Source organism: Segatella sp. (assembly GCF_977051555.1).
Genome location: NZ_CDRSSE010000027.1, coordinates 23891 through 44640, shown reverse-complemented (window position 1 = coordinate 44640; position 20750 = coordinate 23891). Strand labels below are relative to the sequence as shown.

The following is a 20750-nucleotide window of genomic DNA, read 5'->3' as shown; positions in this document are numbered from 1 at the left end:
AATACCCCATTGGAAAAATATAGAGACTTACTTCCAGACCGATGGAAAAAGCAGTAACAGCACTTATTTAATCAGCTGTTACTGCTTTTTTTGAATTATGCAAGGTATAAACGCGGAGCCGCTTACTAAAATCCATAGAAGTATCATTAAAATAATACAATGCACGAGAAAAGCCACTTTAAACGTTAAGAAAAGCCTGTTTAAACATCAGAAAAAGTCATTTTAAACATCGGAAAAAGTCATTTTAAGCATTGCAAAAATGCATTTTAAACATTGCAAAGAATCAGAAGAATATTGCCCAAAAATAAGTCCGATATTTGGGCATTTGTTGCCCGCATTGTGGGCAATGGTTACCCGGTACAGGGGCTATAGATGCCCACTTGGCGGGCTGTGGATGCCCGTGTAACGGGCACAAGCAGACCAACCGAAGGGCATAGAGAGACCAGCTGATGAACAGACTTTTCTTGATTTCAGTAGACACTTTTTACTTTGTAAACTAGAAAAGTAGACACAATCAATTTCATAAAACTGAAATAGTAGACGCATTAGCTAAAAGTGCAGTCAATGATACTTCTATGATACATTAATGAGACTTCTCGGCACTAAAACAGAGAAGTCTCATTAATGTTAATTCGCTATATATCAAATATTTAAGCCGTATTTTTTTTCGTGCAAAAATGAGACTATGAGACTTTTTTCGCTAAAAAACTTTTTTCACGTAAGCGATTGATGCCTATAAAAGATGAAAAACTCCCTTCAAGTTATTGGGTACACAGTTGAATACAGAATAAATCCCGAAATCGCTTGGTGGTTTCGGGATTTTTGCTTATCTTTGCCAACGTTAATAGTAAATAGTTGATAATATGGCAACGAAGTTATATCCAATAGGCATGCAGACCTTCTCTGAGATTCGAGAGGAGGACTTTCTCTATATAGATAAGACGGAGTACATCTATCGTATGACTCATACGAGTGGAAAGTATTTCTTCTTGGCGCGTCCACGTCGTTTCGGCAAATCTCTTTTGGTTTCAACTTTTGAGAGTTACTTCGAGGGAAAGAAGGAACTCTTCAAGGGACTTGCCATCGAAAAGCTAGAAAAAAAATGGACGGAATATCCTGTGCTCCATTTAAGTTTGGCTGGTGGAAAGCACATGGAGAAAGACCAATTAGTGCGCTATCTCTTGTATATATTGAAGGTAAATGAAGAAAAATTTGGCATCGTCAATGATTCTCCTGACCCGAATGTTCGTATGCTTAATTTAATAAAAACAGTATGTGAACAGACTGGGCTGAAGGTCGTTGTGCTCATCGATGAATACGATGCTCCTTTGCTCGATGTGGTGCACGAGGATACTAGCTTGGATATCTTGAGAGAGGTGATGCGTAATTTCTATAGTCCTCTAAAGGATAGCGACCGAATGCTGCGTTTCGTCTTCTTGACAGGTATCACCAAGTTCTCGCAAGTTAGCATCTTCAGTGAACTGAACAATATCACAAATGTGTCGATGGACGATGAATATGCAGGAATCTGCGGCATCACCAAAGAAGAACTCCTGGAAAATATGTCGGATGACATCGATATGCTTGCTGATGCACTTGGATATTCTAGAGAAATGATGATTGCAAAGCTCAAGGAGAATTATGATGGCTATCATTTCTCTAAGAAATCGCCAGACGTTTTCAATCCATACAGTCTGCTCAACTGTTTTTCGAAAAAGGAATTGGGAGCATTCTGGTTCAGTTCTGGTACGCCAACTTATCTTATCAATATGTTGAGGCAGTTTGGCGTGTTGCCAACGGAGATAGCTCCGACAGAAGCTGTCAGTTCATCCTTTAATGCACCGACGGAGAATCTGAAGACCATCACGCCGTTGCTCTACCAGAGCGGATATGTTACCATCAAGGAGTACGATCCGGAAACGAGAATTTATACTCTAGATATTCCAAACAAGGAAATCAAGGTAGGGTTGTTTGATAATCTTCTGCCAAACTACGTGGATGGTGTCTCTGCCGAACGGGGCAATGTGGCAATAGCCAAAATGGCATTGCTTATTGGCAAGCGCAACATGGATGGTGCCTTGCATCTGTTGCAAGACTTCCTGGGAACGGTGCCATACTGCAACGTGACCAATTATGAGGGGCATTATCAGCAGATGCTCTACATCATCTTTACTCTCTTAACCAATTACCTGGTGGATGTGGAGGTGCATACGCCACGTGGCAGGGTAGATATTGTGCTCCTTACCAAGACCGACCTCTATGTGGTTGAATTGAAGCTGAATAAGAGTGCTCAGGCGGCAATGCAGCAAATCAATCTGAAGAACTATCGCCAGCGATTCGCTCTTTGTGGCTTGCCAATTACCAAGGTTGGCATCAATTTCGATTCTACCCAAGGTACTATTGAGGATTGGGTGATAGAGGCATGAGCATCTGAGAGATAGGTAAAGAATAAAAGAAGGTGTGTCAATATAATAAATCCCGAAATCGCTTGGCGGTTTCGGGATTTTTGCTTATCTTTGCCAACGTAAATAGTAAATAGTTGATAATATGGCAACGAAGTTATATCCAATAGGCATGCAGACCTTCTCTGAGATTCGAGAGGAAGACTTTCTCTATATAGATAAGACGGAGTACATCTATCGTATGACTCATACGAGTGGAAAGTATTTCTTCTTGAGTCGTCCACGTCGTTTTGGCAAATCTCTTTTGGTTTCGACTTTTGAGAGTTACTTCGAGGGAAAGAAGGAACTCTTCAAGGGGCTTGCCATCGAAAAGCTAGAAAAAGATTGGACGGAATATCCTGTGCTTCATTTTAGTTTGGCTGGTGGAAAGCACATGGAGAAAGACCAATTAGTGCGCTATCTCTTGTATATATTAGAGAAAAATGAGAAAAAGTTTGGAGTTATAAAGGATTCTCCCGACCCGAATGTCCGTATGCTTAATTTAATAGAAACTGTATATGAGCAGACTGGGCAGAAGGTCGTTGTGCTCATCGATGAATACGATGCTCCTTTGCTCGATGTGGTGCATGAGGATACCAGCTTGGGCGTCTTAAGGGAGGTGATGCGCAATTTCTATAGTCCCCTAAAGGATAGCGACCGAATGCTGCGTTTCGTCTTCTTGACAGGCATCACCAAGTTCTCGCAGCTTAGTATTTTCAGTGAACTCAATAATATCACAAATGTGAGTATGGATGCAGAATATGCTGGCATTTGCGGCATTACCAAGGAGGAACTTGTGGCAGAAATGCATGAAGATATTCAGCAGATGGCAGATGTGATGGGCTTGTCGTATGATAAAACTTTGGAAAAGTTGAAGGAAAATTATGATGGCTATCATTTCGCCTGGCCTTCTTCTGACATATTCAATCCATACAGTTTGCTCACTTGCTTTTCAAAGCGAAAGGTTGATTCCTATTGGTTTGGCTCAGGCACACCTACTTATCTCCTCAATATGATGCGGAAATATGACTTTACACCGATTGACCTGGGTGAACAGATGGATGCGTCAAAGGATGATTTCGATGCAGCCACTGAGACGATGACTACTATCATGCCTTTGCTTTATCAGAGTGGTTATATCACCATCAAGAATTATGATCCGGAAACGGAACTCTATACCTTGGCTCTGCCTAACAAAGAGGTGAGGATAGGTTTGTATCGCAGTATGTTGCCGCATTATTTGGAGGCAAAGTCGGCCATGTGCAATACGACTGTGGCCAAGATGTCGGCTCTTATCAATAAGGGTAACATGGATGGTGCTCTTCAGCTATTGAAAACGTTCTGGGAGACGGTACCTTATTGCGATAATACCGATTATGAGGGGCATTATCAGCAGACAATGTATATCATCTTTGCCCTGCTTACGAATTTCCGTATATTGGTGGAACAGCATACTTTCCGGGGAAGAACAGACATTACGATGGAAACAAAGGATACCATCTATGTGATAGAGCTGAAATTTAATAAGTCGGCACAAGAGGCTCTTGACCAAATCAACAACAAACATTATGCTGATGCTTTTGCCCTAAAAGGCAAAACCGTGGAAAAGATTGGTATGAACTTTATGATTGATGAAGATAAGACGATAGTATTGGATTGGGTAAGATAATTCCCTTTATTGGATATTGCAAAATATGATCCATGAGAAGTGAGAAAACATATATCATCAAATTATGCATCGTTTTTCTCTGCTTTTGGGGCTGGATACTTACCGGTTCTGCCCAGAAGGTAGAGACAAACGATTATTTCTATGTGCTCAATATCCGACAGGGCCTTTCTGATAACCGTGTCCTACAGATGATGCAGTTGGCTGATGGCAGGATGGCGGTGAGAACTCGCAAGGGTATCAATCTCTATGATGGAAGGCGTTTCTCCTTTATTTCCCTTCCGGCAGAAAAGGCAGAAAGCATCACGAAATACAAGGGGCAGACGCATCTTTATGCCGATAGCCAGGATAGACTTTGGATAAAGGAATATCAGCAGATATTCTGCATACAGCTTGCTGAGGGCAGACTTTTGGAGCATCCCCTTGACGTTCTGACAGGAAATGGAAAAGAGGATAAGATGAGGTTGAACCGGAACAGTCCTACTGAGAATACCATTCAGGACCTGTTTGTAGATAGCAGGAAGAATGTCTGGGTAGTTATGGGTGATTCTCTGCTCAATACGCAGGATGGCAATCTTATTAAGTTGAAGGAGGAATGGGGATGTCTGCAGGATTTGGATACTGATGGCAAACAGGTTTATGCCTTCATGGATTCGGGAATCGTGGCGGTTTTTCAGAATGATAAGCTGGCTTATACCGCTTCTGCCTATTCTGCATCAGAAGTCCAGCGCTACAGAAGTACCTCGCTCACTATTCAGACACCGAGCGGACAGTTTTACCAAATCAGAACCGGGCACGATGAGAAGAATAAGACGGATGTTTCCGTCTTCCTGCATTTTAATCCGGAAACCCGTAAGTTTTCCAGGATATTCGCATGCAATTACATCTTGCATACATTGAATATGTCATCAGACAATCAGGCATTGATCAGCAGTCAGCATGGTTATCTGATGTTCGATTTCAAGTTGGGAACGACTCCACGCGAAGTAAAGGAATTGGCTTTGCCTGATGGAAAATCGCTCACTACGGGCATCAATACGGTTTATCGGGATAAGGAAGGAGCCATCTGGCTGGGAACCTATCGCGATGGTCTTATCTATGTTTCACCTATGTTGGGCCTCTTCTTTACCATAGACCAGCCCTGGTGGCAGTCGGGGTGGGCGATAGCTGGCTTTGTGTTTTCCCTTGTAGCTTTGGTGGGTATCATCACTTTTTATCTTCGTAGGAGAAAGAGAATAAATGTAATAAATACTGATTCTGTTCAAGATGAAGTTTCTTCATTGCCGGAGGATAGTCTGCTGCAGGAAACAGCTGAAAACATCAATCAGGAGCCCGAGCTGATACTTCAGGTGCGTGCTCTGGTAGAATTGCATCTGGAAGATGGCGAATATGGCGTGGAGCAACTGGCACAGGACCTCTGCATGGAGCGGACGGGACTCTATAAAAAGCTGACGGCTCTGACCGATACGACTCCTGTGGCATTTATCCGCAGCATCCGTCTTCGTCGTGCAGCTGCCTTGCTTCAGGAAGGAAAGTTCACCGTGAATGAAATCGCCGAGCGAACGGGCTTCAGCTCGTCCAGCTATTTCACCAAATGTTTTAAGAAGGAATTTGGCGTATTGCCTTCAGAATATAGATAAATTGTGCCGGAATAGCCCTAAAAAGGGGGCTTTTCCGGCATGATTCAACAAATGTACCATTCGAATCATCATTTGTTTTATCCCTTTTTCACCATTTAGCATTACCTTTGCAGCCGAAATACAATCTTATGTACTTGAATCAAGACAAATCATAAACCCTCTAATAAAATAAACAAAAGTATGCTAAAGAATTTATCTCTCATTGCCCTTTTGGGCATCGCTGCCGTTGGCGTTCCAAGTGAACTCTGCGCCAAGAGCATAAAGGTGGCAGACACCCAGAAAGGTGCGGCTGCCAAGTCTATCACCCGTCAGGTGGCTCAGCAGAATGTAACCATCGAATTCTATTCTCCATCCATCGTCCGCATCTTGAAATCTGATGCCGGACTTGGTGCTCCTGTTCAGAAGAAAAGCTATTCTGTCATCTTGAAACCTCAGCAGATGAAGGGCGTTCAAATACAGGAAAATGGTGATATTGTAAAAATCAATTCTAGTTTTATTTCCGTTGAACTGAATCAGCAGACTGGCGAAATCCGCTTCCTTTCGAAGGATGGAAAGCTGCTGCTTACCGATACGAAGACCCGTCTGGAAGCTCGCAAGGATGAAGCCAACAAGGGCAAGTACCGCATAGAGCAGGACTTCCGTCTTGCTGATGACGAGGCAATCTATGGTCTGGGACAGTTGCGCGATGTTTACATGAATCAGCGTGGTCGACAGAATATCGTACTCTGGAATAATAATACTTATATCGCCATCCCTTATTTCACCAGTGAGAAGGGCTATGGTCTTTACTGGGACAATGCAGGAAAAACCTATTTCAATGATGTAGTAGCATCCAAGAATAATGGCAACCAGCCATCATGCACTTCCTTTACCAGCGAAGTGGGAACCTGCGCCGACTACTATTTCATGTATAAGGATGGTACGCAGGATGGAGTCATCGCCAGCATCCGTGAACTCACCGGACAGGCTACCATGTTCCCGAAATGGGCGATGGGCTTCTGGCAATGCCGTGAGCGCTATAAGACCAGCGATGAACTGGCAGGCGTATTGGATAAGTATCGCGAACTGAAGATTCCTACCGATGCCATTGTGCAGGACTGGCAGTATTGGGGATGCGACTCCAACTGGAATGCGATGAAATTCCAGAACCCATACTATATAAATAAGGTGGGCGACCCAGCTTATGCCAAGTATCTTCCTACCGATATGAAGCAGATGAAGGCACAGGGAGAGCCTCGCCTGAAGAGTCCGGAAGAGATGGTGAAGTATGTTCATAAGAACGATGCCCATCTGATGATTTCCATCTGGGCAAGTTTCGGTCCTTGGACAGAGCAGTATCGTGAACTGAAGAAGATGAATGCTCTCCTTCCTTTCGAAACCTGGCCAAGAAACAGTGGTGTGATGCCATACGATGTCTTCAATCCGAAGGCTCGCAACCTCTACTGGAAGTATCTTACTCATCTCTACCAGATGGGCTTTGATGCCTGGTGGACCGATTCTACGGAGCCAGACCATTTTGAGAAGCCGGGCGATGAGAACTATCAGACCTACGACGGTTCATGGCTGGGCGTGAAGAACGCCTTCCCATTGTTGCACAACAAGAGCATCTACGAGCATCAGAGAGCGATGAAGGGCAACACAAAGCGTTCGCTCCAGATGACCCGAAGCGGCAGTCTCGGTATTCAGCATTATGGCACCATCTGCTGGAGCGGTGATGTGGTGGCTTCCTGGAATGAGATGAAGAATCAGATTCCATCGGGCTTGAACTTCTCGCTCTGCGGTATCCCATTCTGGAACACCGACCTGGGTGGTTTCTTCTATTGGGAGTTTGAACAGAATCCAAAGAACCCTGCCCTTCAGGAACTGCAGACCCGCTGGATGCAGTGGGGAACCTTCATGCCATTGATGCGTAACCACTGTTCTTCGCCGATGGTAAGCGAACTGTATGAATTCGGAAAGCAGGGCGACTGGGCTTATGATGCCATGATCAAGGCCATCAAGCTGCGTTATCGCCTTCTGCCTTATATTTACAGTACGGCAAGCGACTGTGTACAGAATAGCGGAAGTATGATGCGTGCCCTGGTAATGGATTATGCAGCAGACAAGAAGGCTTCCCGCCTGAACGATGAGTATCTCTTCGGCCGCAACATCTTGGTGAAGCCGGTAACCGATCCTTTATACACCTGGAAGGATAAGGAGAAGAAGGGTCATACCATCTATCCTGATGTAAGGAAGGCAGCTGCCCCTGTGAATGTTTACTTGCCAAAGGGTAATAAATGGTATGATTTCTGGAACAACACCCAGTATGAGGGCGGTCAGGATATCCAGCGCCTTTGTCCTATCGACATCATGCCTGTATTCATCAAGGCTGGTACCATCCTGCCATTTGGTCCTGAAGTGCAGTATAGCTCAGAGAAGCCTTGGGATGACTTGGAAATCCGTGTCTATCCAGGTGCAGACGGATTGTTTACGCTCTATGAGGACGAGGGCGACAACTACAACTATGAGAAGGGTAAATTCTCAGAAATCCAGTTTGTATGGAATGAAGCAGACAGAACCTTGAACATTGCTCCACGTAAGGGCAGCTATAAGGGAATGCTCCAGCATCGCAGATTCCACATCGTACTGGTGGGTGCCAATAGTGGTGCGGGCGATCAGCCTATGCAGGCAAGCACGAGTGTGGAATATGACGGAAAGGCTGTAAAGATACAGCTGTAAGAGAATTACCAGAAAAGGTTTAGTCGTACTCATTCTATACCTGTATTTGGAAATAAGAATATGGATCGGAACTTGCCGCAAAACGTTCCGGTCCATAAAAAAAACTTAAGCCTTGTCAAGACAGAAACAACAATTAATAACTTAAAAATAGACAGTGTATGAATCTTAAACGAATCTCAGTGTCATTCTTTAGCCTGCTTTTAGCAAGCCAAATGACCTTTTCGGCTCAGAATGTCAGTTTTAGCACAAACAAAGTAACGCTCAAGTCAGCTTTAGACGTTATTATCAAGCCTCAGCAGAAGACCCAGACTTCTGGCAAGAAGGTAACGGTGCGCGGTGTCATCAAGGATGAAACCGGCGAACCAATTATTGGTGCTACAGTAAGAATTAAAGGCCAAAGTGAAGGAACCGTATCCGACTTTGACGGAAACTTCAGTCTGGATGTTACAGGCGACAACACCCTCCAAATCTCTTATATTGGCTATCAGACGCAAGAATTTGCGGTAGGCAAACAGCATCATTTTTCTATCGTACTTGAAGAAGATAAAAAGATACTCAATGAAGTAGTAGTCATTGGATATGGTACTCAGAAGAAAGGTGATATTACTAGCTCTGTAGGTAGTGTCAAGAGTGAAGACTTCACTGCAGGTGCCATCAATGATGCAGGACAGCTGATTCAAGGCAAGATAGCAGGCCTTTCTGTTACCAATCCTAGCGGTAACCCTGTGGGCGGTACAGAAATATCACTTCGTGGAAACACCACCATCCTGGGTGCTTCTACCAATCCACTGATTCTCATTGATGGAGTGCCTGGAGATTTCAACACAGTAGCACCTGAGGATATTGAGAGCATTGATGTGCTCAAGGATGGTTCTGCTGCTGCTATCTATGGATCTCGCGGTACTAATGGTGTCGTGCTTATCACAACAAAGAAATCAAAAGGCAACAATATCAATGAGGTACAATACAGCGGATACCTCAGTCTCTCTACAATTGCCAAGAAGCCAGACTTCTGTGATGCGAACGATTATCGCCAGCAGATTAAGGATGGATTGAGAGATGCTGCCTGGGATTTAGGAGATAATACCAATTGGATAGACGCCATTACCCGAACAGGTCTGAGCCATGTACACAATATCTCTTTCAAGGGTGGCAATGCACAGACGAATTATATCTTCAATGTCAACTACAGAAATCTGCAGGGTATTTTCAAGCGCTCTGACAAGGAGGAATTTCAGGGACGTGCAGAGGTAAACCACTCTATGTTTGATGATAAGTTGAGATTCAACTTCCAGTTGTTGGGCAATCAGACTGGTTATACAGCAACAAGTGATGGCGGCAGCTTCAATACCTATAGCTGGCGCCAGGCCCTTATCCACAACCCAACAGAGCCTATCAAGAATGCAGATGGATCATGGCACGAGAATACAGGTATCTTCAACTATGACAACCCTGTTTCCCGTATCTATGAATGTGATGGCGAACAGAAGATTTCTCAGACACGATTCAGTTCAAATATCACATTGGCTCCTATCAAGGAACTCACCTTCAACGCACTCTTCTCTTACGACAAGATTAATCAGGAAGGTGGATATTATGAAACCAAAAAGCATATCTCTAATGTTCGCGACGGTATGAACGGCTATGCTTCTACTGGTGGAAGTAGCACGGTTACGAAATTGGTTGAGTTGACTGCACAATTCCATAAGAATTTTGGCGATCATACAATTCAAGCACTTGCTGGTTACAGCTATCAGGAAAGTACCTATAGCAACCAATATGAACGTAACTACAACTTCCCTACCGATTTGTATAGCTGGCATAATATCGGTGTAGGACAGGCTTTGAAGGAAGGTTTGGGAACAGAATATAGCTACTGGCTTGATACGAACCTGATTGGTTTCTTCGGACGTTTGAACTACAACTACAAGAATCGCTATCTGTTAATGGCCAGTGTTCGTCATGAAGCTGCCAGTCAGCTTGCTGGTACCGACAAGCCATGGGGAACCTTCCCTAGTGTGTCACTCGGCTGGCGTATTACTGAAGAAAAGTTCATGAAGAATCAGAAAGTGTTCGATGATATCAAACTGAGAGCAGGTTATGGTGTTACTGGTTCACAGCCTAGCCAGTCATTCCTCGGTGTGCCTCTGTTGGGCTATGGTGATTATTACCTCTATAATGGACAGTGGATTCGCGCATTGCAACCTACCCAGAACTCTAACGACAAGTTGAAGTGGGAAGAGAAGCATGAGTATGATATCGGTGCAGACTTCAGTGTCTTAAACTATCGTTTGAATGTATCTATTGACTGGTACTATCGCCTTATCAAGGGATTGCTCTACGACTATTCCGTACCATCTCCTCCAAATCTCTACACCACTACACGTGCTAACGTTGGCGAGATGAGTAACAATGGTCTTGAAATCATGGTGAATGCCATTCCAGTTCAAACCAAGGACTTCAAGTGGGAAACCACTATAACGTTCTCTACCAACTCCAACAAGTTAAAGAGTTTATCTAACGACCTGTACCAGACATCTTCTGATTACTTTATGACAGGCTGGATAGAAGAACCTATCAAGACAGAGTCACACATCGTACGTATAGGTCATAAGGTGGGAGACATCTATGGTTTCAAAGTAGTAGATGTAGATGAGAGTGGTAAATGGATCTATCTTGACAAGAATGGCAATCGTGTGAACTATGATGATTTCACACATTCATTCGAAGACAAGCAGATTTTAGGTAATGGAGTACCAAAATGGTATCTTGGTTTCAACAACCAGTTCCGCTATAAGAACTTTGATCTTGCCATCAATATGCGAGGAGCCTTTGGTTTCCAAATCATGAATGGTATGAGAATGTTCTATGAGAATAGAAGCCGCCAAGACTGGAACCGTCTGCGCTCTGCTTACGATAAGGTATTTGGCAAGGCTGTACTCAACACTCTGTGTTCTGAGGAATTTAACAGCTATTATGTAGAAAATGGTGATTATTGGAAGATTGATAATATTACTTTGGGCTACAGTTTCAGCAAGATCAACAAGTGGATCAAGGCACTTCGCCTATATGCATCTGTCAATAATGCCATCACCATCACCGGCTACAAGGGAATCGACCCTGAGGTTTCAACTTCCGGTTTGGCTCCTTCGTACGATAATCGTGACAGCTATCCTCATACCCGTGCATTCACCTTCGGTATGAATGTTACATTCTAATGATAATCAATAGATATAAAGTCATGAAAACAAAAATTATATATACTTGCCTTATCGGTGCAGCAGCACTCTTAGGCATATCTTCTTGCACAGACCTGAAAGATACAAATTATACAAACGTCGTTGCAGATGGTTTTCAGCCTACTGATGAAGACGTTGCATCATTATTGTCATCTGCCTATGTTTCTTGGCGAAAGACGATGCTTCTGTGGAATGGTGTGGCACGTGCAGAAATGCTTTCTACCGACCAGGACGTAATCCCTGCACGCCCTAACGGATGGGTAGATGGTGGTGCTTACAAACGTATGCATCAGCATAAGTGGACCAGTGAGGATGATATTCCTTTGCAATCATGGGTCCGCACTTATGATGGTATCAATGCATGCAACCGTGTACTATACCAGATAGAATCGGGTCAAATTCAACTGGGCGACAGAGAGACAACCATCATCTCTGAGCTGAAAGTTTTGAGAGCTTCCTATTACTATCTGCTCGACGATTTGTTTGGCAATGTGCCTATCATCACCAAGTTTGACGTACCTGCCGGCTACTTGCCTGAGCAAAGTACCCGCAAGGAGGTATATGAGTTTATTATTCAAGAACTCACCGAAAATATTCCAAACTTGTCGGAAGAAGTAAATAGCGAGTATTATGGTCGATTCAACAAATGGGCAGGCTATACCTTACTTGCCAAAATGTATCTCAACTCTGAGATATTCAGTGATGGGGCTCACAAGGATTACGATAAGTGTATTGAGGCATGCAACAAAGTCTTGGAATGCGGAAAATATAGTATGGAAACTGTTCGCAAAAATGTGTTCATAACCAATAATGAGAACAGCAAGGAGATAATTTTTGCACTTCCTTTCGACGAGACTTATGTTACCGACTGGAATGCATTCGATTTCCATATGTACAGTTTGCAGCCTGAGAATCAGGCTACCTACAATTTCAAGGCCACTCCATGGGGTGGTGCATGTGTACTCCCTCAATACATTGAATCGTTCGATCCTGATGACCAGCGCTTGAAGGACGACTTCATTTCCGGTCCTCAATATGACAAGAATGGCGGAGTTTTGTATTGTACAATGGGTAATATGAAAGATAAGCCTCTCGATTACGTCAACAAGGTGAACAGTATTGATGACTCTGACGAAAATCAAGGATGGAGATGGGGTAAGTTTGAGTATGCAGAAGGTATAACAAACCGCCTGAGTAACGACTTCCCATTATTGAGATATGCCGATGTTTATCTGATGAAAGCTGAAGCACTCTTAAGAACAGGGCACGCAGACGAAGCTGCGGAACTTGTTACGAAAGTAAGAGAACGCAACTTCACGGAACATCCAACCAAAGCCATCGTCACTGGAGAGCAATTGCAGGAAACCAGTTGTTATGACTACGGACGCCGAGACAACGTCAAGTCAACTCGTGATAATGCTATTATTCAATATGGCAGAATGCTTGATGAGTTAGGTTGGGAATTCTCTCAGGAAGGACGTCGCCGTCAGGATATGGTCAGATTTGGAGTATTCACTACTCGCTCTTGGTTCTCTCATGATGCAAGTAGTAAGGAAAAGAATTTATATCCAATTCCTAACAGTCAGATACTGACCAATCCAAAACTGAAGCAGAACCCTGGTTATTAAAGAGGTTTCAATAATTCTGTCTTTATCAAGGACTAGAAAAGAAATCTTCTGAAGAAATTTACATATTATACTGCACTATTATGCGCGAATCGATACTTTTATCTTAATTCGCACAAAATAGTGCAGTAATATTTATATGATATGAATTTCTAAGTTACTTTTTGAGTGTTACATAATATAAAGTATTTGGTACATGTGATAAAGTAGAATTCTGCTTTTTTGCTTACCTTTGCAGCCACAAATAACAATTTAGTACACTAATAGCTTAATAGTAATTACAATGAACAAGAATGTTATATACGCAGCTTTGATGTTTGTGCTAACGATGTCCTCCGGCAGTGCTTCAGCGCAGCAGTTGCCCTATCAGAATCCATCCCTCTCGGCTCATGAGAGAGCGGTAGATTTGTGTGGACGTCTCACGCTGGAAGAGAAAGCCTCTCTGATGCTGGATGATTCGCCGGCTATCCCTCGATTGGGAATCAAGAGATTCCAATGGTGGAGCGAGGCACTGCATGGTGTGGCGAACATGGGAGATGTAACCGTTTTCCCGGAACCTATCGGAATGGCAGCATCGTTTAACGACAGAATGGTGTATAGCGTCTTTGATGCTACATCTGATGAGATGCGTGCCAAATGGAATGAACTGCAGCAAAAGGGTGAAGATGTAACCCGTTTCCATGCCCTCTCGGTCTGGACTCCAAACGTGAATATCTTCCGTGATCCTCGCTGGGGACGTGGACAGGAAACCTATGGTGAGGATCCTTATCTTACCAGTAGGATGGGATGCGCCGTGGTGCGCGGACTGCAGGGACCTGAGAATACGAAATACCGTAAACTCTGGGCTTGTGCCAAGCACTATGCGGTTCATAGCGGACCAGAATGGGCTCGTCATACAGACAATATTACCGATGTTACACCGCGCGACCTTTGGGAAACTTATATGCCTGCCTTCAAATCACTGGTGCAGGATGCCAAGGTGCGCGAGGTGATGTGTGCCTATCAGCGCTGGGATGATGAACCATGCTGCGGCAACACCCGATTGCTTCAGCAGATATTGAGAGATGAGTGGGGATTCAAATACCTGATGGTTTCTGACTGCGGAGCGGTCACCGATTTCTGGTCCAGCCATAAGGTTTCTAGTAATGCAAGAAATGCGGCTGTCAAGGGCGTGCTGGCTGGTACGGATGTAGAGTGTGGATATAATTATGTTTATAAGTCAGTGCCAGAGGCAGTGAAGTATGGTGCCCTTACTGAAGAAGAAGTTGACAAGCATGTGATTCGTCTGCTCGAAGGTCGCTTCGACTTGGGCGAGATGGATGACAACAAGATCGTATCATGGTCGAAGATTCCTGTAACGGTGCTTTGTAGCAAGGCGCATCGCCAGCTCTCGCTCGATATGGCTCTGCAGACCATGACGCTGCTCCAAAACAATAATGAGGTATTGCCTCTCAATAAAAAGGTAAAGAAGATTGCTTTCATCGGACCAAATGTGGATAACGAACCGATGATGTGGGGAAACTATAATGGTACTCCACGACAGACAATTACCATCCTGGATGGTATCAGAAGTCGTTTGAAGAAAAACCAGGTCGTCACCTTTAATGGGTGCGACTTGGTGAACGACCAAACTTTGAATTCTTACTTCGACCAGTGTAGCATGGATGGCAAGATGGGCTTTAAGGGTACTTTCTGGAACAACCGTAAGATGGAAGGCAAGCCTGTTGCCATCACCCAGGAGAAGAATCCTGTGCAGGTAACGACCTATGGTCAGCACTCTTTTGCTCCTAATGTTAAGTTGGTGGACTTCTCTGCAAAATATGAAACCGTGTTCCGTCCTAAGCAGACTGACAAGGTGTTGCTCGACGTGGCTGGTTGCGGTCACTACGAGGTATATCTGAATGGTGAGAAGAAGGCAGAGCATTCTATCTGGCGCACTACTGAGAGTCGTATCGAGTTCCAAGCCGAGAAGGGTAAGGAGTATCAGATAGAAATCCGCTATGCGGAAATGCCTAACTATAATGCCGACATGAAGTTCAATATCGGGCATGAGAATCCTATCGACTATCAGGCTTCGCTCAAGCAGTTGAAGGATTGCGAGACAGTAGTCTTCGTGGGTGGCATCTCTCCACAGTTGGAAGGTGAGGAAATGCCTATCGAGATTTCTGGCTTCAAGGGTGGTGACCGCACCAACATTGAATTGCCGAAGGTGCAGCGCAATTTCCTGAAGGCTTTGAAGGAGGCGGGCAAAAAGGTGGTCTTTGTCAACTGCTCGGGTTCAGCTATCGCCTTGACTCCAGAGACAGAGAGTTGCGATGCCATTCTCCAGGCCTGGTATCCTGGTCAGGAAGGTGGTGAGGCAGTGGCTCGTGTACTCTTCGGAGAGTACAATCCTGCCGGCAAGTTGCCTGTTACGTTCTATAAGAATTCGGAGCAGTTGCCTGATTTCAAGGATTACAGCATGAAGGGCAGAACCTATCGTTATATGAACGATGCGCTCTTCCCATTCGGTTATGGCTTGAGCTACACTTCTTTCTGTATAGGCGATGCTACACTTTCCAACTCTATCATGAAGAAGGGTGAGAAGATTACGCTGAAGGTACCGGTAAGCAACGTGGGAAAGAAGGATGGAACCGAGGTGGTGCAGGTGTATGTGAAGGACCCTGCCGATACCGATGGACCATTGAAGACCTTGAAGGCTTTCGAGAGAGTGGAGGTGAAAGTAGGAAAGACTGCTGAGGCTGTCATTACGCTGGATAGCAGTAACTTCGAGCTCTTTGATGCTGCAACCAATACCGTCCGTGCCAAGGCAGGAAAGTATGAGGTTTATTATGGCAGCAGTTCGGCTGATAAGGACTTGAAGAAACTGGATATCCTATTTCAATAGTGACAGTTTCCAAATGGAATTTCAGACAATCATCAAATTAATTATAATTCATAATATGAGAAGAACCCAAATAGTATTATCTCTGCTTTTGGCTGGCATGGGAACTGCAGCAACTGCACAGAATATCAACTTGCCAATCATTCAGACCAAGTACACTGCCGATCCTGCACCTTATGTGCATAACGATACGGTTTATCTCTACACCACCCACGATGAGGATGGGGCAGAGGGGTTCCTGATGAAAGACTGGCTGCTCTATACCTCAACGGATATGGTAAACTGGCAAGACCGTGGTGCCGTGGCTTCATTGAAAGACTTCAAGTGGTTCAAGGGCGAGAATGGTGCCTGGGCAGAGCAGGTCATCGAGCGCAATGGAAAATGGTATATGTATTGCTCTATCCACGGTCATGGCATCGGAGTGCTGGTAGCAGATAGTCCATACGGACCGTTCAAGGATCCTCTCGGAAAGCCTCTGGCATGGGAGGGCGACTGGTTCGACATCGACCCTACCGTATGGATAGATGATGATAATCAGGCATACATGTATTGGGGCAACCCCGTGTTGAAGGCTGTGAAACTGAACGAGGACATGATTTCATATTCTGATTCCATCATGCACTTCCCGAAGATTCAGGATTATCAGGAAGGGCCTTGGTTCTGGAAGCGCAATGGCAATTATTATATAGCCTATGCTTCTACCTGCTGTCCTGAGGGCATCGGTTATGCGATGAGCAAGAATCCGCTCGGACCATGGGAATATAAGGGACATATCATGAACCACACGCCTCGTACTCGTGGCAATCATCCGGGCATCATCGACTACAAGGGCAAGAGCTATTGCTTCGGTTTGAATTATGACATCTTCCGTTTGGAAACCAGCCGGCATGCTGAGCGCCGTTCTGTTTCTGCTGCCGAAATGACTTACAATCCTGACGGAACCATCCAGGAGTTGCCATACTTCCAGGACTGCAAGCTGGAGCAGATAGAATGGTTCAACCCTTATCGCCAGGTTGAGGCTGAGACGATGGCTTGGGGCTATGGATTGAAGACGCAGCCTAAGAATGAATGGGCGCAGAAGGAAAAATGGAACCAGGTGGTTACGAATGTTGATGAGGGAAAGTATATCCTCGTGAAGGGTGTTGACTTCAAGAAAGGTGCAAGTAAGTTTGATGTTTCTGCCTCTTGCCACATGTTGGGTGGCAGCATCGAAATCCGTCTTGATGGGGTAAACGGTCAGTGTATCGGCAAGGTGGATATCAGCAACACCAAGGACGAATACAAAACCTTCTCTACTCAGGTGAAGAAGGTAAAGGGTGTGCATGATCTCTACTTCGTCTTCAAGGGAGGTGACATCCAGAAACAGAACCTCTTCTTCCTGGATTGGTGGAAGTTTGTGGAGTAAAAGTTCTGCTCAGTAATTATTATTTATCACAGCACAGCCTCGTGGTGGCTTTGTGATGGTTATCAAATAATTAATGTAATCAGTAAATAAGAAAATGAAGAAACAACTAATGATTGCTCTGCTGAGCATCGCGCCTGCCTTGGGTGTTGTGGCGCAAGATAAACTTTATAAGGATGAGTTCCCGCTGGGCGACATCACCCTTCTGGACGGACCATTGAAGCATGCTCGCGACTTGAACGTGCAGGTGCTCCTGAAATATGATTGCGACCGCATGTTGGCCCCTTACCGCAAGGAGGCTGGCTTGCAGCCTCGCAAACCTTCTTATCCCAATTGGGATGGACTGGACGGACATGTGGGCGGACATTATCTGTCGGCTCTTGCCATCAATGCGGCCACAGGCAATGAGGAATGCCGAAAGCGCATGGAATATATGATATCCGAGCTCCAGCTGGTGCTTGATGCCAACAATCAGCGTCCTGAAGCCTGGTGTCATAACTATATAGGTGGTGTTCCGAATAGTGCCAAGATGTGGACAGCTTTCAGTAAAGGCGATTTCGGACCTTACTTCGGAACATGGGCACCTTTCTATAATATTCATAAAATGTATGCAGGTCTTCGTGATGCATGGCTCTATTGCGGAAATGAACAGGCAAAGAATCTGTTTCTGAAGTTCTGCGATTGGGCAGTGGACATAACACGTGATTTGAGCGATGAACAGATGGAGAAAATGCTAGGTAACGAGCATGGAGGCATGAACGAGGTGCTTGCTGATGCATACGCTGTTACCGGAGAACAGAAATATCTGGACTGTGCCCGCCGCTTCTCCCACAGACAGTTGCTTGTTCCTCTGGAAAACGGTAAAGACTGCCTTGACAATATGCATGCCAATACGCAGATTCCGAAGGTTATCGGCTATCAGCGCATTGCTGAGTTGGCTCATGATGTACAATATCACAATGCCAGCGAGTATTTCTGGGAAATTGTGACACGTCAGCGTTCGCTCGCTTTGGGTGGAAACAGTCGTCGTGAGCACTTCCCGACTAAGGAAACTTGCATAGACTATATCAACGACATCGATGGACCGGAATCTTGCAATACGTATAATATGCTGAAGCTTACCGAGGATTTGAACCGAGTGAAGCACGATGGCATGTATGGCGACTTTTACGAGACTGCGATGTTCAACCATATCCTCTCTGCCCAGCATCCGCAACATGGCGGCTATGTCTATTTCACTTCCGCCCGTCCTCGTCATTACCGCAACTATTCTGCCCCTAATGAGGCAATGTGGTGTTGTGTGGGAACAGGCATGGAAGACCACGGAAAGTATGGACAGTTTGTCTGGACGCACGATAAGGGTGTGAAGGCGGAAGAGGATGCACTGTACGTGAATCTCTTCGTGGCTTCCGAATTGAATTGGAAGGAACGGAAGATGGTGATTCGTCAGCAGACCGCTTTCCCATATGCTGAGACATCTAATATAGAGGTAACTAAGGGCAAAGGTATCTTCACCTTGAAGATTCGTAAGCCATCGTGGTGTGATAACTTCACCGTGAAGGGTGTAGGTTTTGATGCCGATAGTTATGAAGAGAATGGATTTGTCTGCATCAAGCGCAAATGGAAGAAGGGTGACCAGGTCGAAATCTCTATGCCTATGCATGCTTACATCAAACCGATGATCAATGTGCCTCAGTATGTGGCAATCATGTATGGTCCTATCCTGCTCGGCATGAAAACGGGAACAGAGGATATGCGTTCGCTCATTGCCGATGATAGTCGTTTCGGACAATATGCTGGTGGTATGAAGTTGCCGCTCGATAAAGCTCCAATCCTTCTGCCTAAGCATCTGAATGACATTGCCAAGGACTTGAAGCCAATTCCTGGCAAGCCATTGCACTTTAAACTTGCCACCCGAATGGAGAATGCCATTGATGGTGAACTGCAGCCTTTCTTCGAGATTCACGATTCCCGATATATGATGTATTGGTTGGCACTCGGCGAGAATGATTACAAGGCTTATATGCAGAAGTTGGCTGATGAGGAAACAGCCCGTCAGGCTTTGGAGGCTAGAACTGTGGATAAGGTGAACCCTGGAGAACAGCAGCCAGAGACCGACCATCGTATGGAGACAGATGATTCGAACAAGGGTAATACAGAGGGTATCTTCTTCCGTGATGCAAAGGATGGCCATTATTTCAGCTATCTGATGAAGACTAAAGGTGAGAACAACCTTAGTCTCCAACTTAAGTTCTGGGGGCAGGATGAGTGGCGCACTAGTGAGTTTGATATCTACATTGACAATCAACTTCTGACAAGTGTAAACAACAGTCATCGCTGGCGCACCACACAGTTTAAGACCGTTGATTATGCCATTCCTTCAGAGTTTGTTAAGGGCAAGAAGGAAATAAGAGTGAAGTTTGTGGCTCATAAGGGCAAGCAAGTTGGACAGATTTATGGAGTTCGACTTGTGAAGAATTAATTGAAGTTAAAGTAGTTATCACTCGCTACGGTCGTTCGGGAAGTTAAGAGACAATAGTCTTCTAGCTTAAAATGTAGGACATTTGTCCCTTAACTTCCTTCTTACTTCCCTAACTTTACTTAACTTCCCCACATGCGAAAGTTCAGTTTTTCATAATTTCTCTATTTACTAAAAATTACAGTATGAAATTTCAAATGAAGGTCAATTTTCCATGGTCAAGGCCTCTCTTGGCCTGTTGTTTTGTGATGCTTGCCCTCACATCAATGGCTGATTCCTTTATCAGCTTCCGACAGCAAGGGGGAGCATTCCCTATTTCCACCGCCTCTCAGATGTCTGGTATCTGCATGGATGCTCACGAAAAACAAGGTGTGATCCCATCCTCATTGGTACATACGGAGTGAGTGAAGTTATTACTCGTCTTGCCAAGAAAGGCATCTTGCCAGAGCGTTCGCTCAAGGGCAAGTGGGATAGCTTTGTCATCAAGACCCTTGATCATCCTGCCAAGGGCATGGAGCGTGCCTTGGTGGTGGCAGGTTCTCTAGTGGGGTATTCGGTTGCCATTCAATGGTCTTTTCTATGACATCGTTAATGTATTCAAACAGATTGATGCCAATATCAGTGATGTGCCTGTAAGTATGTTGACATCGAAGTCG

11 protein-coding genes are annotated in these 20750 nt (G+C 44.8%); all 11 read left to right on the top strand.

From position 1 onward, the window contains the following. Positions 1–863: 863 nt before the first annotated feature. The 11 genes from ACWJAO_RS07930 to ACWJAO_RS07880 all read left to right on the top strand — a co-directional run bounded on the left by ACWJAO_RS07930 (position 864) and on the right by ACWJAO_RS07880 (position 20677). Positions 864–2426 (top strand): ATP-binding protein, encoded by a 1563-nt coding sequence (locus ACWJAO_RS07930; RefSeq protein ID WP_449139854.1) that lies wholly within the window; start codon positions 864–866, stop codon positions 2424–2426. A gap of 121 nt (positions 2427–2547) precedes the next feature. Further along, a complete protein-coding gene (locus tag ACWJAO_RS07925) occupies positions 2548–4110 on the top strand; it encodes an AAA family ATPase (protein WP_449139853.1) in 1563 nt (520 codons plus the stop codon). 32 nt (positions 4111–4142) lie between these two features. Then, positions 4143–5747: a helix-turn-helix domain-containing protein gene (locus ACWJAO_RS07920; RefSeq protein ID WP_449139852.1), complete on the top strand. Its 1605-nt coding sequence runs from the start codon at positions 4143–4145 to the stop codon at positions 5745–5747. A gap of 180 nt (positions 5748–5927) precedes the next feature. Next, a complete protein-coding gene (locus ACWJAO_RS07915) occupies positions 5928–8465 on the top strand; it encodes a TIM-barrel domain-containing protein (RefSeq protein ID WP_449139851.1) in 2538 nt (845 codons plus the stop codon). A gap of 158 nt (positions 8466–8623) precedes the next feature. Next, positions 8624–11683, top strand: coding sequence for a SusC/RagA family TonB-linked outer membrane protein (locus ACWJAO_RS07910; RefSeq protein ID WP_449139850.1), 3060 nt, complete (start codon positions 8624–8626; stop codon positions 11681–11683). Between the two features lie 23 nt (positions 11684–11706). Continuing rightward, complete coding sequence (locus ACWJAO_RS07905) at positions 11707–13332, top strand: RagB/SusD family nutrient uptake outer membrane protein (RefSeq protein ID WP_449139849.1); 1626 nt, start codon at positions 11707–11709, stop codon at positions 13330–13332. Positions 13333–13612: 280 nt separating this feature from the next. Continuing rightward, a complete protein-coding gene (gene xyl3A, locus ACWJAO_RS07900) occupies positions 13613–16216 on the top strand; it encodes a xylan 1,4-beta-xylosidase (protein ID WP_449139848.1) in 2604 nt (867 codons plus the stop codon). A 55-nt stretch (positions 16217–16271) separates the two neighbouring features. Further along, positions 16272–17618 (top strand): glycoside hydrolase family 43 protein, encoded by a 1347-nt coding sequence (locus ACWJAO_RS07895; RefSeq protein ID WP_449139847.1) that lies wholly within the window; start codon positions 16272–16274, stop codon positions 17616–17618. Between the two features lie 94 nt (positions 17619–17712). Then, positions 17713–20097, top strand: a complete 2385-nt coding sequence (locus tag ACWJAO_RS07890; RefSeq protein ID WP_449139846.1) for a beta-L-arabinofuranosidase domain-containing protein — start codon at positions 17713–17715, stop codon at positions 20095–20097. Positions 20098–20360: 263 nt separating this feature from the next. Beyond that, the gene (locus tag ACWJAO_RS07885; protein ID WP_218432532.1) at positions 20361–20498 is read left to right on the top strand and encodes a hypothetical protein; all 138 of its coding nucleotides are present in this window, start codon (positions 20361–20363) and stop codon (positions 20496–20498) included. Next, a complete protein-coding gene (locus tag ACWJAO_RS07880; RefSeq protein WP_218432533.1) occupies positions 20495–20677 on the top strand; it encodes a hypothetical protein in 183 nt (60 codons plus the stop codon). The genes ACWJAO_RS07885 and ACWJAO_RS07880 overlap by 4 nt, the downstream gene beginning before the upstream one ends. The last annotated feature ends 73 nt before the right edge of the window (positions 20678–20750 follow it).